This is a genomic window from Candidatus Contendobacter odensis Run_B_J11 (assembly GCF_000531125.1).
GTDB classification, from domain to species: Bacteria; Pseudomonadota; Gammaproteobacteria; order Competibacterales; family Competibacteraceae; genus Contendibacter; species Contendibacter odensensis.
Genome location: NZ_CBTK010000135.1, coordinates 1 through 15036 on the forward strand (window position 1 = coordinate 1; position 15036 = coordinate 15036).

The 15036-nt window shown below is 57.8% G+C and carries 15 protein-coding genes and 1 pseudogene; 3 read left to right on the forward strand and 13 right to left on the reverse strand.

Annotation, left to right across the window (positions count from 1 at the left end):
* Positions 1 to 165 precede the first annotated feature (165 nt).
* The gene (locus BN874_RS10015) at positions 166 to 510 is read left to right on the forward strand and encodes a hypothetical protein (protein WP_034432738.1); all 345 of its coding nucleotides are present in this window, start codon (positions 166 to 168) and stop codon (positions 508 to 510) included.
* A gap of 22 nt (positions 511 to 532) precedes the next feature.
* On the opposite strand, the gene BN874_RS10020 is transcribed toward BN874_RS10015, so the two are convergent.
* The 4 genes from BN874_RS10020 to BN874_RS10035 form a co-directional block, all read right to left on the reverse strand.
* Positions 533 to 2056: an FMN-binding glutamate synthase family protein gene (locus BN874_RS10020; RefSeq protein ID WP_034432860.1), complete on the reverse strand. Its 1524-nt coding sequence runs from the start codon at positions 2054 to 2056 to the stop codon at positions 533 to 535.
* A gap of 378 nt (positions 2057 to 2434) precedes the next feature.
* A complete protein-coding gene (locus BN874_RS10025; protein WP_034432741.1) occupies positions 2435 to 3850 on the reverse strand; it encodes an NAD(P)(+) transhydrogenase (Re/Si-specific) subunit beta in 1416 nt (471 codons plus the stop codon).
* A 3-nt stretch (positions 3851 to 3853) separates the two neighbouring features.
* Positions 3854 to 4156: an NAD(P) transhydrogenase subunit alpha part 2 gene (locus BN874_RS10030; protein WP_034432744.1), complete on the reverse strand. Its 303-nt coding sequence runs from the start codon at positions 4154 to 4156 to the stop codon at positions 3854 to 3856.
* A 17-nt stretch (positions 4157 to 4173) separates the two neighbouring features.
* Positions 4174 to 5301: a Re/Si-specific NAD(P)(+) transhydrogenase subunit alpha gene (locus BN874_RS10035; RefSeq protein ID WP_034432747.1), complete on the reverse strand. Its 1128-nt coding sequence runs from the start codon at positions 5299 to 5301 to the stop codon at positions 4174 to 4176.
* Positions 5302 to 5663: 362 nt separating this feature from the next.
* Here BN874_RS10035 and BN874_RS10040 point away from each other — a divergent pair, with 362 nt between their 5' ends.
* Together BN874_RS10040 and BN874_RS10045 are read left to right on the forward strand one after the other, a co-directional pair.
* Entirely contained in the window at positions 5664 to 6275 is a 612-nt protein-coding gene (locus BN874_RS10040; protein WP_034432749.1) for an HNH endonuclease, read from the forward strand.
* A gap of 20 nt (positions 6276 to 6295) precedes the next feature.
* Positions 6296 to 7300 carry a hypothetical protein gene (locus BN874_RS10045; RefSeq protein WP_154724853.1) on the forward strand — a complete coding sequence of 335 codons (1005 nt, stop codon included), beginning with the start codon at positions 6296 to 6298 and terminating at the stop codon, positions 7298 to 7300.
* A 169-nt stretch (positions 7301 to 7469) separates the two neighbouring features.
* Here BN874_RS10045 and BN874_RS23500 read toward each other — a convergent pair.
* The 9 genes and pseudogenes from BN874_RS23500 to BN874_RS10085 form a co-directional block, all read right to left on the reverse strand.
* A pseudogene (locus BN874_RS23500) lies at positions 7470 to 7631 on the reverse strand (transposase); the annotation flags it as partial.
* Positions 7632 to 7998: 367 nt separating this feature from the next.
* Positions 7999 to 8703: a DNA repair protein RecO gene (gene recO / locus BN874_RS10050; RefSeq protein ID WP_034432753.1), complete on the reverse strand. Its 705-nt coding sequence runs from the start codon at positions 8701 to 8703 to the stop codon at positions 7999 to 8001.
* Positions 8704 to 8736: 33 nt separating this feature from the next.
* Positions 8737 to 9660: a GTPase Era gene (era, locus tag BN874_RS10055; protein ID WP_051497687.1), complete on the reverse strand. Its 924-nt coding sequence runs from the start codon at positions 9658 to 9660 to the stop codon at positions 8737 to 8739.
* The gene (rnc, locus tag BN874_RS10060; RefSeq protein ID WP_034432755.1) at positions 9657 to 10322 is read right to left on the reverse strand and encodes a ribonuclease III; all 666 of its coding nucleotides are present in this window, start codon (positions 10320 to 10322) and stop codon (positions 9657 to 9659) included. Before rnc ends, era begins: the two co-directional genes overlap by 4 nt.
* On the reverse strand, positions 10319 to 10696 hold the full coding sequence (locus tag BN874_RS10065) for a DUF4845 domain-containing protein (RefSeq protein ID WP_034432757.1): 378 nt from the start codon (positions 10694 to 10696) through the stop codon (positions 10319 to 10321). The genes rnc and BN874_RS10065 overlap by 4 nt, the downstream gene beginning before the upstream one ends.
* A gap of 39 nt (positions 10697 to 10735) precedes the next feature.
* Positions 10736 to 11578 carry a signal peptidase I gene (gene lepB, locus BN874_RS10070; RefSeq protein ID WP_034432759.1) on the reverse strand — a complete coding sequence of 281 codons (843 nt, stop codon included), beginning with the start codon at positions 11576 to 11578 and terminating at the stop codon, positions 10736 to 10738.
* A gap of 33 nt (positions 11579 to 11611) precedes the next feature.
* A complete protein-coding gene (lepA, locus tag BN874_RS10075) occupies positions 11612 to 13408 on the reverse strand; it encodes a translation elongation factor 4 (RefSeq protein WP_034432761.1) in 1797 nt (598 codons plus the stop codon).
* Between the two features lie 138 nt (positions 13409 to 13546).
* On the reverse strand, positions 13547 to 14020 hold the full coding sequence (locus BN874_RS10080) for a SoxR reducing system RseC family protein (protein ID WP_034432763.1): 474 nt from the start codon (positions 14018 to 14020) through the stop codon (positions 13547 to 13549).
* Positions 14017 to 15033, reverse strand: a complete 1017-nt coding sequence (locus BN874_RS10085) for a MucB/RseB C-terminal domain-containing protein (protein WP_034432767.1) — start codon at positions 15031 to 15033, stop codon at positions 14017 to 14019. The genes BN874_RS10080 and BN874_RS10085 overlap by 4 nt, the downstream gene beginning before the upstream one ends.
* Positions 15034 to 15036 lie beyond the last annotated feature (3 nt).

Sequence of the window (15036 nt, forward strand, 5' to 3'; positions counted from 1 at the left end):
AATTTTTCAGAAGGGTGTGTTGAAAAATTCCACAACCTGTAAATGATTGCTATATTATATTCTGTCGCCGGATCAGCGCTATTTGGTCGTATTGGATGAGCGAGGAACGCGGATTACTATTATGGAACCGACCGTTAAAAAAATTCAGGCGCTAGGAGGTGTCAAATGGCTCGTTCAAGAGTTGCTCAGTTAAATGATTACCGGGAACTGGTGGAATATGGATTGCCGACAGGTGAAGCGCCAGGCTTTGCCGAAGAGCGGGAAGCGTTGGCTGAGGTGGCGCTCGATAGCGAGGCACAACAGGAACTGGCGTTTCTTGATGAATGCGCGGTTGATTTGTTGCGAACGGTAGGATTTATTGATGCGTGTTGGTTGAAGGATGCTCAGGATCAGCCTCTAGCTCACTGGTGGTGGCACTTTGGCAAGCTGCGCGCTGGAACCTACCCGGCGGACCGGTTGCCGCCGCACTTACGGGTCATCTACTGGCCTGCTTCCGCAAAAGCCGCCTGACCACGACCATTTTATCCGCTGTTCAGGCGGCGTTTCGATCCTGCACCAGCACCGCATCCCGGCGATAAAGTTCGCTTAACGGAACCGAGCGTCCGGGGCCGACCACGATCCGGCAATGCTCGCGCCGCAATTGCCGGGGAGTCGCTGCGCCACAGGCATGAGCGATAATTTCCACTTCATGCCGCATATTCTCCACATAATGCCGCACCCGCTCCGCCTTGTCTTCCGGGTCCAGACCCCGTTGCAACCGGGGATTATGGGTAGTGATTCCGGCTGGACAGGTATTTTTGTCGCACTGCATGGACTGAACGCAGCCGAGCGCGAACAGAAAACCCCGCGCCGAATTGACGAAATCAGCCCCCACGCACAGCGCCCAGGCCACTTCGCCGGGATTGATCAGTTTGCCAGACGCGATCACCCGAATCCGCTCGCGCAAGCCGTACTCCACCAGCTTATCCACCACCAGCGGCAGGCTTTCCTGTAATGGCAGGCCAACGTAATCCAGCAGACTCATCGGCGCGGCGCCAGTGCCGCCGTCGGCGCTGTCCACGGTGATGAAATCGGGGGCGCGGGCCAAACCTTGGCGGACGACTTCCCGACATAAATCATCAAGCCAGCGCGGATCGCCGATGACCAGCTTAAAGCCGGTGGGTTTGCCGGTGAGGGTTCTCACCCGATGAATGAAATCCAGCAGCGCCGCCACATCAGCGATTTCAGGATGCCGATTCGGGCTGCGGGAATCCTGGCCAACGGGGATGCCGCGAATAGCGGCAATTTCCGGTGTCACCTTGGCTGCCGGCAGAATGCCGCCCTTGCCCGGTTTCGCGCCCTGACTGAGCTTGATTTCAAACAGCTTGACCTGGGGGTTTGCCGCTACTTCGCGCAAGCGGGCTTCATCCAGACCGCCTTGTCCATCGCAGACCCCATATTTCGCCGTGCCGATTTGAAAGATCAGATCGGCGCCGCCGGCCAGATGATATGGCGACAGGCCGCCCTCGCCGGTGTTCATCCAGCAACCGGCCAGCCGCGCCCCGTTGGAGAGCGCCAGCACCGCCGGCTTGGAGATCGCGCCGTAGCTCATCGCCGAGATGTTGAAGAAACTGCCTGCAGCATAGGGCTGGGCGCACTCCGGGCCGATGACCAATGGCGGCGGCATCTTCGCCGTTGTGGTTTCCAGCGCCGGAAAAGTGGCGTTGGCAAACAGCAGTGTTCCCGGCGGGCGCAAATCGCGAGTCGATCCGAACGGCTGGGTGTTATCCAGATTCTTCGCCGCCCGATAGACCCAGGCGCGCTGGGCGCGGTTGAACGGCATCTCCTCCCGGTCCATGGCGTAGAAATACTGGCGAAAGAACACACCGAGATGTTCCATCCGGTAACGCAAGCGCCCGATCACCGGGAAATTGCGGCGAATGGCGTGTTGGGTCTGGGTGATATCGATGAGGTAGAAAATAGCGATCAGCAGGACGCCAACGCCGACGGCAAAGACAAACAACGCTGCCATTACCGCCAAAAAAGTCGTTATAAAACCCGGTAGATCGAGAGTCATCATGGCAAGCCTCCAGTTGGGAAACCATGCACTGTGACCGCTATTCTACTGCGTTCTCTGTTGAATGAGGGAAATGAAAACGGGTATCCAATCTTTTCAGCAGGTTACTGGATTCCCGCTGACGCGAGAATGACGGAAAGCGAACGTCCTGAATATCTATCCTCCTGTCAGGACTTTCGCTAAACCCGTAAATTCGTCATACCCGCGAAAGCGGGTATCCAAGCTTTTCAGCGACTTACTGGATTCCCGCCTACGCGGGAATGACGGAAAGCGAACGTCTTGTATCCATTAAGAAATGGTATCACGCATTTTCAATGCCAAATAAAAAAGGCGGCCCGAAGGCCGCCTTGCTATTACTGCGATACCGCAATCAAAAAACTAGCCGAGTTCCTTAATGCCCTGGATCAGCGCAGCGACCACTTTTTGCGCATCGCCGTAGACCATGCGGGTGTTATCGGCGAAGAAAAGCGCATTCTCGATGCCGGCGAAACCGACACCCTTGCCGCGCTTGATCACCTGCACGTTCTTGGCGTAATCCACATTCAGGATCGGCATCCCGTAGATCGGGCTGGACTTGTCATTACGCGCCGCTGGGTTGACCACATCATTAGCGCCGATGACCAACGCCACATCCGCCGTTGCGAACTCCTCATTGATCTCGTCAATATCGGTGATGTAGTCATAAGGCACACCCGCTTCGGCCAGCAGCACGTTCATGTGACCGGGCATCCGACCTGCGACCGGGTGAATGGCGAACTTGACGGTTGCGCCCCGCTCGATCAGCAGCTTGCACATTTCCCAAATCTTGTGCTGCGCCTGTGCCACCGCCATGCCGTAACCCGGCACGATGATGACCTTGGAGGCATAGGCCATCTGAATCGCTGCATCCTGCGGCTCCATGGGTTTGAGGCTACCGGTCACCTCTTGCGCTTCGCCCGTCCCCAGCGCCGCCCAGTTGCTGAACAGCACATTGGACACTGAACGGTTCATCGCCTTGGCCATCATCAGGGTCAGCAGCGTACCCGACGAACCGACGATGATACCGGCAATGATCATCGCCGAATTACCGAGTACAAAGCCCTCCAGCGCCACCGCCAGGCCGGTGAAGGCGTTGAATAGCGAGATCACCACCGGCATATCGGCGCCACCAATGGGCAGCGCCATCATCGCGCCGAAGGCCAAGGCCAGCAGGAAGAACAGCGTGATCAGCGGGCCGCTGGTGCTGTGACTAACCGCGACGATCAAGCCCAGCAGCACCGCGCTGGCAAAGATCGCCAAATTGACCTTCTGCTGACCGGTGAAGCGGAACTTGGCGTCATCCTTGAAAAACTTCAGCTCCTGCAACTTGCCAAAGGCCACCACCGAGCCGGAGAACGACACCGCGCCAATCAGCGCACCGGCTACCGCCATGATCAGGACCGAGGTTCCCGGTGCGGTCGCTTTGTCGCCGTGATCCTTCAACAGTTCCACCGCCGCAATCGCCGCCGCCGCGCCGCCGCCCATGCCGTTGTAGATCGCAATCATTTGCGGCATGGCGGTCATCGCCACCTTCTTGGCTCCATACCACGCAATTGCGCCGCCAATGGCAATGGCAATCAGCATCAGCGCATAGTTGGTGACGCTGACATGCGCGGTAATCTGCGGATGAACGAAGCTGACCACCGTAGCCAGCACCATTCCGTAGCCCGCCCAGATGATACCGCTGCGGGCGGTGGTCGGGTGCGACATCCGTTTGAGGCCGAGGATGAACAGCGCGGCCGTCAGAAAATAGACCGTTTCAATCAGATAACCCATGACTTACTTCTCCTGGCCCTTGCTGCTCTTGAACATTTCCAGCATCCGCTCGGTGACGAAGTAGCCACCGACCGCGTTGCCAGCGCCTAGCAACACGCCGAGAAAGCCAATCGCCTGCTCCAGCGGGGTCACAGCCTGGCCGAGCGCCACCATCGCGCCGACCAGCACGATGCCATGGACGAAGTTGGTGCCGGACATCAGCGGGGTGTGCAGAATCACCGGCACCTTGCCGATAATTTCATAGCCGAGAATACCGGCCAGCATCAGGATGTAGATGGGAGAGAAGAACGAGACTACTGCTTCCATAACGGTTCTCCAGGCGGCTATTGTGCGAGCAATTTGCGGGTCGGCTCGTGACAGATTTTTCCGTCACGGGTCAGCGCGCTCTTGGCGATCACTTCATCATCCCAGTCCAGGTTCAGAGCGCCGTCCTTGAGCATCGGCGACAGGAAGTTGTACAGGTTCTTGGCGTACATTTCGCTGGCCGGCACCGGGAAGCTGCTGGGAATGTTGAGCGGGCCGGCGATGAGGACCCCGTTGTGTTCATAGGTTTCGCCAGGGCGGGTCAATTCGCAGTTACCGCCGGATTCTGCCGCCAGATCCACAATGACCGCACCGCGCTTCATGGCCTCAACCATCGCAGTGGTGATGATCTTTGGCGCATCCCGGCCCGGAATGGCGGCGGTGGTAATCACCGCATTGGCTGCCGCAATGTGCTTGGCCAGTACATCCGCCTGCTTCTGCTTTTCTTCAGCGGTCAGTTCACGGGCATAACCGCCCTCGGCGGCGGCATTGACCCCGGTATCAATCATCTTGGCACCGAGCGACTCAATTTCCTGCCGTGCTGCTGGGCGGATGTCATAGGCTTCGACCATTGCGCCCAACCGGCGACAGGTCGCAATCGCCTGTAACCCGGCTACACCCGCGCCGACGATAACCACCTTGGACGGCCGGATGGTGCCGGCGGCGGTGGTCAGCATCGGAAAGAAGCCGCTGCACAGATTCGCCGCCAACAGCGCGACTTTGTAACCGGACACCGCCGCCTGTGAAGACAGCACGTCCATGGACTGGGCGCGGGAAATGCGCGGGATCAGTTCCATGGCAAAGCTGGTGATGTTCTTGGCCAGCAGGCGCTTGACCAGCTCCGGGTTGCGATGTGGCTGCAAAATACCGAGCAGGATGGTGCCGTCCTTGAGCAACTCGACCTCTTCCAGAGTCGGTGGTTGCACCTTGAGTACCACGTCAGCCTCGGCGTACAGCGCCGCAGCGCCCTCCACCAGCCGACTGCTCTTGGCGTAGCTATCATCGGCGAAAAAGGCGCTCGATCCCGCGCTTTTCTCGATCAGTATTTCGGCGCCGAGCTTGGCGAAACGCTCGGCCATCGTCGGGTCTAGGGCGACCCGCCGTTCTCCCGAAACGAGTTCTTTCGGGACGGCCATACGAACAGGCATGATGTGGTTCTCCTGAGGGTTGTTTTTACCGGACGCCCGCCCGCCCGGAAATTGGCACGAAAAAAGGCTTTCTTGAAGCCTTCTCAGTGATGCGAAGTGCTGCTAGGCATCCGCGCCGGCGGCGGGAAACGCACGATACTTTTGGTTTCAATCCGCACTCGCCAATGAAGGCGGGCGAAAGCCTTTAGAATATAGCCTAGACTTTGCGTATCACAAAGACTCAAGCCGTCAAAATACTATCGACCTCTTCCAAGCGCCTCGGCAAACTACCTCCTGCTTTGGCGTCTAACGGGTGTCAGTCTGAGGTCACATTGACATGCGACTCTAGAGCGCATCCTTGAGGAAAAGGTCACGGGTGAACTATGTACGGATTGGAGCATGGGCTGGAGCAGCAAGTTCTGCACACCGACGTTACGGGAATGCCGCTGGAGTGGGTGGATTACCAGCAGGCGGTGCGGCTGTATTACACCGGACAGGTGGCCTATAACTGCGGCACCATTCTGTATACGGTGTATGGGGGAATTAACGCCCGCAGTGGTCAGCGTAGCGTGATCGTGGTCAATTCCATTATTGCCACCCAAGGCGGCGCTTATGCTCAAATGCGCGCCCACCGCGATTATGTGCCGCCCCTGTCCAACACCGCGCTGTTCCGGCGTGATTGCAACACCTGTTTGTATTGCGGAGCAATTTTTCCGTTGCGGGATTTGTCCCGTGATCATGTGAAGCCCATCGTTCAGGGCGGGCGTGATCGCTGGAACAACGTAGTCACGGCCTGCAAGTCCTGTAATCATTCCAAGGGCGGCAGAACCCCGGAACAGGCGGGGATGCAATTGCTGGCGATTCCGTTCACGCCCAATCATGCGGAATATGTCTATCTTCAGGGTCGGCGAGTGCTGGCCGACCAGATGGATTTCCTCCGCGCCCACTTTCCCCGCTCCAGTCCCCTGCACCGGCGGCTGGCTGGATTATGCTGAACCGGCGTGGACACAAGCCGATGAGCAACGGTCAAGGCTTCCTGCATGAGGTATTCGGCGGTATTGCGGCCTTTGCCCAGCAGCATCTGGCTGAACACCGGTTGAATCAGGAACGGCTGGCGCTGATGCGGGAGGCCATCGAGCAGGTGGTGGACGCCAGCGAGCCACGGATTCGGCTGGTCGGTAATTACACCGAGAAGTTGCTGGATGCGGTCGAAACTGCGTTGCGCTACAGCGAGGGTCTCTTGCGGCGCCTGCCACCGGCGCTGGCGCTCAGCAGTCGGGCTTGGATGGCCGATCCCCGGGTCAACGCCTTTTTCGCGACAGCGGATGACCTGCGCTCCACGCTGAGCCTCGATCCGTGCATTCAGTCCTTTTTCAAGGACGGCAATCTTTCGGAATGTTTTGCCCTGATGCTGATGGTCAAGCGCGAAACCGCGACCTTCGGGATGGCGTTGCAAGGCGACATGCTGGTCCGCGAAGTCCCGCAAACCGTGGTCAGTTTCTCGCACCATCGGCTGTTTTTCCCGACCGCCAGCGAAACCGGATTGCGCCGGGAACTGCGGCAGCGGACGTTGATTTTTCTGGCGACCCGCGCCTTGGAGCATATCCACGAGCTGCGGACCCGGCGCAGTGATCTGGAAGAGCAGCGGCGGCAATTGCAGGCACAGTTGCGGGCGTTGCGCGGTCATGCGCGGGGGTTACAACCGATGTTGTCGGGCGCGGATGCGGATGGGATTCGACAGGCAGCGCTGGATCAGCGGCTGACGCAAACCGAACAGGACTTAGTGGTCGCCCGCAAGCAGTTGGGTACGTTGGACGATTATCTGGAACAGGTGCGGCAGGTACTGAGTCAACCGGAGACCTATTTGCAGATTCAGCCGTTGTCGCTGCGGCTTAACCGGCTCGGCGTCAAGCTCGATGCGAACTCGCCGGAGCCGGGCGAAACGATTGGGCTGTTTGAACTGACCTCGCTGGAAACGCAGCGGATCGGGGTGCTGGTACGGTTTGGCCGCGAGAGGTGATCGCTGCCTGCTTGAGAGACTGCCTAAAAAATAAGACGTTGAATTTTAATATATTTTTTTGAAAAAATAGGGGGTGAAAGTAGAGCTGAACTCAACAACCACCGGCTGAAAGCCGGTGGGTTGAAGTAACGGACTGAAAGTCCATGTGCGCGTCGACTGAACGACGCGCCTAAGGTTCAACCCGAAAGTCACGCGCGGGATCCGGTTCAACGTGATGATCCAGGTACTCTTGAATCCTCTCTTCCGTCATATCGCCCACCGTCACGCAAAAATAGCCCCGTGCCCAAAAATGCCGTCCCCAGTAGCGCTTCTTCAATTCCGGGAATTCCTCTGGCTCCTATACCGATAGTCCATCTCGACTCCCCTGGCTAGTGGCTAACAGGTTTAGCAACTCTACCCGCGTTAGGGCTGGAGATGAAATCTACCTAAAGGCGGGGGTTTTAACCTTACATATTGAAATAAATCTATAGAGAAATGGTATGACATAGCAGTAGGTTCAAATCCTACAGGGCCCACCACAAAATCAACGCCTTGCCACGCTTTTCGGTAGGGCATTTTCTTTGGGTGTGCCGGAATTTGTGCAGATGATCCTTGGGTAGGAAATCCGCTCGGCATGTTCAGCAAGATGGTCTGCGCCTAAATGGGCATATTTCAGCACCATTTCCAACGTCGCCCATCCACCCAATTCTTTGTCAGAACTACCTGCGTCCGCTCCGGTACAGCTCTCGCGTCTTCAATGCTCGCCCGTGCAACTGTACGGCCAGCGCGGCGCGGGTCAGCCGCTTGACTTCGCTTAGCACCGTGGGATCGACCAGAATCCCGTCGCGCAACGCCAGCAATCCTTGACCAGAGATCGGGACGCCCAGCTCGGTTCGATGGACGGCCAGCGGTCCCCGGTCCAGAACATAACGGTAATGTTCCTCGGCGACGATAGGCATTCCGCTGATGGCTTCACAATCCAAAGTCAGGCCGTAGCCCAATTCTTCCAGCAGCCGTTTCTCGAACCGCCGCAGTGGCGGCTCTTCGCCGGGCACCGTGACCAGCTCCGCCAATAGAACTTCGTAAGCGGCGAACAGGCCGGGCAACGGGTCCAGACGCGGCAGCAGACGCACCAGCAGTTCATTGACGTACAGCCCAGCCAGCACCCGGTTCGGTGGCAAAGCGATGGGGAGTCCCGCTTCTTCGGCGGCAATGAGCGCCGCCAATTCGCCCACGCCACTCCAGGACAGCAGCAGCGGCGCGAACGGTTGCAACAGACCTTTCAACCGCGATTTGGGCGCTGCTGCGCCACGCGCCACTAGACCCAGCCGGCCTCGTTCCTGACTGAAAACTTCTAGCAGCACGCTGGTATTGCGGTAGGGACGGCGATGCAGGATAAAAGCGGATTGCAGCAGGGCGCGCATGAAGCAGACAGGGCGATGCGACGCAGAATCAGATCAAGATGCGCCAGGATCGGCGTAACCCAAACTGCGCAACGCCCGCTCGTCATCAGACCAACCCTCGCGCACCTTGACCCAGGTTTCCAGAAATACCTTGCGTCCGAGCAGCCGTTCCATATCCTCGCGAGCTTGGCGGCCTACTTCGCGCAGCGTCGTTCCGCCCTCGCCAATGACGATGCCCTTCTGGGTTTGGCGTTCGACCCAGATCACGGCATGGATGCGCACCAGTCGCCCTTCTTCAGCAAACTGCTCAATCTCCACCGTCAGGGCGTAGGGGAGTTCTTCACGCAGCAATCGGGTCAGTTTCTCGCGGATCAATTCAGCCACCAGGAAGCGCTCGCTGACCGTGGTGATCTGGTCTTCCGGGAATAGAAACGGTCCGACCGGCAGCAAGCGAGCGATGACTCGCGCCAATGCCATCACGTTATCCCCCTTGATCGCGGCAAGAGGCACGACTTCGACAAAATCCCGCTTGTCGGCCATCTCGCGCAGGAACGGTAGCAACCGCGCCTTGTCGGCAATCCGATCTACCTTATTGACCGCCAGCACCACCGGTCCCGCAAACCCGGTCAGTCGTTGCAATACATCCTCGTCTTCTTCAGTCCAGCGTAAAGCTTCAATCAGAAACACTACGACATCTACATAGCTCAGTACACTGGCCGCCGCCCGGTTCAAGTAGCGGTTCATCGCCCGCCGGGTTTGGCGGTGCAAGCCGGGGGTGTCCACATAGACGATTTGGGCTTCTGGCAGAGTCTGGATGCCGAGAATGACATGGCGGGTCGTTTGCGGCTTGGGCGCGGTGATGCTGATCTTCTGGCCGATGAGCCGGTTCAGCAGGGTGGACTTGCCGACGTTAGGGCGGCCCAGCAGGGCGGCGTAGCCGGCGTGCGTAGTCGCAATTTCAGTTTCTGTTTTGGTCACTGCATCTGCTCCAGCACCAAGCGGGCGGCTTCCTGTTCGGCCTTGCGCCGGCTATTCCCCACCGCCACCGCACGGAACTCGGCCACTGCGCATTCCACCCTAAAGCTTTGCGCATGCGGCTCGCCATGGATTTCCAGTACGTTGTACATCGGCAAGGGTTGTTGGCGGGCTTGCTGATACTCCTGCAAGCGGGTTTTGGGATCTTTCAACTCGCTGGCGCTGGCCAGTTCCTCAAGGCGCTCCCGGTACAAATGCAGAATCACGGTGCGACCGGCTGTCAATCCGCCATCCAGATACGCCGCTCCGAAAATCGCTTCCAGCGCATCCGACAGAATAGACTCACGCTGCGAACCGCCGCTCTTGAGTTCGCCCTGTCCCAACCGCAAGACCTTACCCAAATTCAGGCTGCGGGCCAGTTCCGCCAGCGCCTCACCTTTGACCAAACTGGCTCGCAGCCGACTTAATTCACCCTCGCTGGCTTTGGGATAGCGTTGGAACAGGTATTCAGCGATCACCAGGCTCAACAAGGCATCGCCCAAAAACTCCAGCCGCTCGTTATTGTAGACTGAGGCACTGCGGTGGGTCAGCGCTTCTTCAAGCAATTCAGGCTGTTGGAAGGTATAATCCAGAGCAGTGCATAACTGCGTAGCCAGTAAATTCACGGGGTTAAAGGAATCGCTTCGTTGACTTTCAGCACCACATGCAATCCATAGAACAGCGGTTGATCATCCTCATACACCAGATCGAGGACTCGCCCACTACGGTCATTGCGAAGTTTGAGATCCTTGGCGGTGATCTTGTCCACATAGCCAATATCAAACCGCTTTTGAATCGCGGTCTGAATCTCAGCCAAGCCCATCTGCGCCAGTTGCGGCTCTTTGCGGATGCTCTCGATGGTGGATTTAATAGTGAAATACTGGATATACATTGGAATGACCTTCATCGCGATCAACGCCATGAATCCGAGTACAACGATCAGCAGCAGCATCCCAATCACGGTCAGGCCGCGCTGCCGTTTACTCGATTCCCGCCTCATCAGTTTTGTTGCCCGCATCGCTCGTGCCCCCCGGTTCGCTTATTTAATACTATTGCCAATTCGACCGCATTGACCGTTGAAGGTAATGCAGTCCCAATTCATCCAGATGAAGAAAGCTTTGCCGATCAGGTTTTCTTCGGGTACCGGCCCCCAGACCCGACCATCGCTGCTGTTATCGCGATTGTCACCCATCATGAAATAATGCCCCGGCGGCACCTGGTAATCCCAACCGACCGTGCCATCCGGATCGCGGCGGGGTTGGAGGCCGGACCAAAATCCCGCTAAACCCCAACGTCCATCGGCTAGAATCTGAATCCGATGTTTAGCTTCCCCCAACTGTTCTTCAAATTGAAGATAAGCGGGCATGGTCGGGTCATTAGGCAACGGCGTCAGCGCTACCGGCTGGCCGTTGATGGAGAGTTGCTTGCCGTGATAGGCCACCCGATCCCCGGGCAGACCGACCGCCCGCTTGATATAGGCCACCGCTGGATCAGGCGGGTAGCGGAACACCACCACATCGCCACGTCGTGGCAAGCTGTTGCTGATCACCTTGGTATTCAGCACCGGCAAACGCAGGCCATAGGTGAATTTATTGACCAGGATGAAATCGCCCTTGAGCAGCGTCGGCACCATGGATTCCGACGGGATGCGAAACGGCTCGACGATAAATGAACGCAGCACCAGCACTGCCAAAATCACCGGAAAGAATGACTTCGACAAATCCACATACCACGGCAGTTTGATCTCGGCGACTGACCTAATCTTGCCAGCGCTGCTGACCAGCGCGGCGCGGCGCGGGGCCAAAACCAGGGCGTCCAACAACCAGATACCGCCGGTCAACCCGGTTAGAACGACTAAAACAGCGGCAAAATCAATGTTCATGGGTATGACGATCCAGCGGCGACACCGCGCCTCTCATGGGTTTTTACCGACCTGCAACACCGCCAGGAACGCTTCCTGCGGGATTTCCACTTTACCGACCTGCTTCATCCGTTTCTTGCCGGCCTTCTGCTTTTCCAGCAGCTTGCGCTTGCGACTGACATCGCCCCCGTAACACTTGGCCAGCACATTCTTACGCAACGCCTTGACGGTAGTGCGGGCGATAATTTGGCTGCCAATAGCGGCTTGAATGGCGACTTCAAACATCTGCTGATGAATCAGTTGCTTCAGCTTGACGGTCAGCTCGCGGCCCCGGTACTGCGCCTGATCACGATGGACGATAGCAGAGAGCGCATCCACCTTCTCGCCATTAATCAGCACGTCCAGCTTGACCAGCGGCGCGGCCTGGAACCGCTCCAGGCTGTATTCAAACGAAGCAAAGCCACGACTCACCGATTTAAGGCGGTCGAAAAAATCCATCACCACTTCGCTCATCGGCAACTCAAAACTCAGTTGCACCTGCCCCCCCGCGTAATTCAAGCCCCGTTGCGCCCCACGTTTTTCAATGCACAGGGTAATGATGGCGCCCAGATAATCCTGCGGCGTCAGAATATGCGCCACGATAATGGGTTCACGAATTTCGGCAATTTCATTGCTCGGCGGCAACTTGGCGGGATTGTCGATCTTCAGAACTTCATCGCTGGTGGTCAGCACTTCGTAAACCACCGTCGGCGCAGTCGTTACCAGATCCAGGTTATATTCCCGCTCAAGCCGCTCCTGAACGATTTCCATGTGCAGCAAACCGAGGAAACCGCAGCGAAACCCGAAGCCCATCGCCTGCGAAGTTTCCGGCTCGAAATACAGCGAGGCATCATTGAGCCGCAGTTTCTGCAACGCCTCGCGCAAATTGCCAAAGTCGTCAGAATTGACCGGAAACAATCCCGCGAACACCCGCGGTTGAATCTTCTGAAACCCCGGTAACGCTTCACTCCCCGGGCGATCCGCCCCAGTAAAGGTATCGCCCACCGGTGCCCCGTCAATCTCCTTGATCCCAGCGATGATATAGCCGACATCACCCGCGTTCAGCACTGGTTGTTCACTGCGCTTGGGGGTGAAAATACCGACCGATTCCACTTGAAAAACCCGTCCGGTGGACATCACCTGAATCTTTTGCTTGGGGGTAATCCGGCCGTCCACCACCCGTACCAGTGAGATCACGCCAACAAAGTTATCGAACCAGGAATCAATGATCAGCGCCTTGAGCGATCCCTCCGGCTGACCTTTCGGGGCCGGGATGCGGGCGATGATTTCCTCCAGCAGCTCCGCAATTCCAAGACCGGTTTTGGCGCTGACATGCAAAGCATGGCTGGCGTCCAAGCCGATGATATCGCCGATCTCTCGAGCAACCCGCTCCGGATCCGCCGAAGGCAGGTCAATCTTGTTGAGTACTGGCAAAACTTCCAGACCCTGCTCCATAGCGGTGTAGCAGTTGGCGACACTCTGCGCCTCGACGCCTTGGGCGGCGTCTACTATCAGCAACGCGCCTTCGCAGGCCGCCAGTGAGCGGGACACCTCGTAGGAAAAATCCACATGCCCCGGCGTATCAATGATATTGAGCCGATAGATTTGGCCGTCGCGAGCCGGATAGCGCAACGATACACTTTGGGCTTTGATGGTGATGCCGCGCTCCCGCTCCAAGTCCATCGAATCGAGTACCTGATCGGCCATTTCCCGGGCGCTCAGTCCGCCACAGATTTGAATGAAGCGATCAGCGAGGGTGGACTTGCCGTGGTCGATGTGCGCGATGATCGAAAAATTGCGAATGTGATCCATAATTCCATTACAGGCCGGTCGCCAGTCGCGTTCCCTGCCGTCAAGCGTCCGTGGTCAATAAGTAAAGCCCCCGTCGCCGTTCAGACTTGGAGGCTTGCGAGTACCCATACTTCAGAAAGGCGCCGGATTATAGCGTTATCAAGGCGAAGAAAGCACACCGGTAGCCATGGCCGCCACCGCGAGCCGCCGCAGCACCACCGGTTGGAACCGTGCATCATCCTGCCAGCGACGAGACCAGGTACGCGCTACCAGAAACCCCAGCCCCAAGCCCACCGCGCCGGACAGCATCACCGGTTGATCACCCGCACCCGTAAACACGGTTTGTCCCAATATTGCACCCCCCAGTAGCAGCACCAGCGGCAACAGGTAAACCAGCAGCGATCCGCCGAGTAATGCCCCCTCGGCCAGACCGACGATGACACTATCACCCGGTTGCAACGGCAAATTCGAGATGGCTCGCACTCGCGCCCGTCGGTCACCCCATGCCTTCGCCAGCACTGCGGTGCCACAACCCTCGCTGGTGGCGCAGGCGCTACAAGCGGACCGGCGCTGGGTTTCCACCCAAGCGTAACCGTCGCCCACTTCCACTACAACGGCCTGTTCTTCAATCATGGCTTGCCGGCCTCGGAATCGGGTTGGATGGCTATAGCAATACGCTGCACCGTCGCCGCCGGCACTTCACCGACCACGAGAATTTGATGACCGCTCACTACAGTACCGAAGGCGTTCATTGAACCCATTTGGGAACTGCCCTGCAACAGCGGCGGTGTTCCGTCCAGTTTTTCCACGAACACTGAAATGGTCGCCAGCCCGTCGGAAAACACCAGGTGCTCGGTTGGAGGGTGACTGGGCGCTTTGGTAAAGCGGTTGTGCGAAACCTTAACAAAACCTTCCGGCAGTTGATCAATCCGCCAAGCCGACCGCGTCACCGGCTCGCCAATGGGAGAATCGGCGCCCTTGGGATTTGGACTCGCTTCCGCTGCTGTAGTCGCTGCCGGCAGGGCTGAAGAAGTGAAAGCGGCATCCTCAATCTGGGGCTTGACTTGCAAATCAGTGAACATCAATTGCTCGACTGGATAGCCTTTTTCATCCAGCAACGCCGAGCGCAGCACTATCCCATTGCGCCGATCCAGCCACAGCCGGTAACCGAACCGCCAAGCATCATGCGGTTTGATGGCGATTATTTGGGCATCCAGCCCAGCAACGCGATCCTTGCCCACCATCTCCAGTGCGTAATGGCTTTCCAGCCGACCGAGTTCCCGGGGAATGGACAGCGGGAAGGGTGAACGTGGGTACTCACTGCCTACAAAAGTAGTGTGTTGCTTCGGTAATAAACAGATGACGCTGTTATTAGCCACCATAATTTCACGGGGCGGGCCGCTTAATGAGTATAGCCTCCGCCGCTGCTGACCCTCGGTTCCACCGCCATTCACGATGCGCATGGCCTCGAGGTGCGGTCCCTGAACGTAAATGAAGGTGCCTTCGTAGCTCAGGGTCTGGGTGGATTGCAGCATCTGTTCCAGCCAGTGTCTGGCATCCTCGATAACCGGTTGCGTCCAACTGGTCGGCGGTAACGTGCTGGTGGCGAGCGCCAAGGTCGCACAATACAGGAGCTTGCGCTTCATGCG

What these genes read in the sequence shown, in the direction of transcription:
- BN874_RS10015 (WP_034432738.1), top strand. Translation starts at nt 166, where the DNA reads ATGGCTCGTTCAAGAGTTGCTCAGTTAAATGATTACCGGGAACTGGTG.
- BN874_RS10020 (WP_034432860.1), bottom strand. Translation starts at nt 2,056, where the DNA reads ATGACTCTCGATCTACCGGGTTTTATAACGACTTTTTTGGCGGTAATG.
- BN874_RS10025 (WP_034432741.1), bottom strand. Translation starts at nt 3,850, where the DNA reads ATGGGTTATCTGATTGAAACGGTCTATTTTCTGACGGCCGCGCTGTTC.
- BN874_RS10030 (WP_034432744.1), bottom strand. Translation starts at nt 4,156, where the DNA reads ATGGAAGCAGTAGTCTCGTTCTTCTCTCCCATCTACATCCTGATGCTG.
- BN874_RS10035 (WP_034432747.1), bottom strand. Translation starts at nt 5,301, where the DNA reads ATGCCTGTTCGTATGGCCGTCCCGAAAGAACTCGTTTCGGGAGAACGG.
- BN874_RS10040 (WP_034432749.1), top strand. Translation starts at nt 5,664, where the DNA reads ATGTACGGATTGGAGCATGGGCTGGAGCAGCAAGTTCTGCACACCGAC.
- BN874_RS10045 (WP_154724853.1), top strand. Translation starts at nt 6,296, where the DNA reads ATGAGCAACGGTCAAGGCTTCCTGCATGAGGTATTCGGCGGTATTGCG.
- recO (WP_034432753.1), bottom strand. Translation starts at nt 8,703, where the DNA reads ATGCGCGCCCTGCTGCAATCCGCTTTTATCCTGCATCGCCGTCCCTAC.
- BN874_RS10065 (WP_034432757.1), bottom strand. Translation starts at nt 10,696, where the DNA reads ATGAGGCGGGAATCGAGTAAACGGCAGCGCGGCCTGACCGTGATTGGG.
- lepB (WP_034432759.1), bottom strand. Translation starts at nt 11,578, where the DNA reads ATGAACATTGATTTTGCCGCTGTTTTAGTCGTTCTAACCGGGTTGACC.
- lepA (WP_034432761.1), bottom strand. Translation starts at nt 13,408, where the DNA reads ATGGATCACATTCGCAATTTTTCGATCATCGCGCACATCGACCACGGC.
- BN874_RS10080 (WP_034432763.1), bottom strand. Translation starts at nt 14,020, where the DNA reads ATGATTGAAGAACAGGCCGTTGTAGTGGAAGTGGGCGACGGTTACGCT.
- BN874_RS10085 (WP_034432767.1), bottom strand. Translation starts at nt 15,033, where the DNA reads ATGAAGCGCAAGCTCCTGTATTGTGCGACCTTGGCGCTCGCCACCAGC.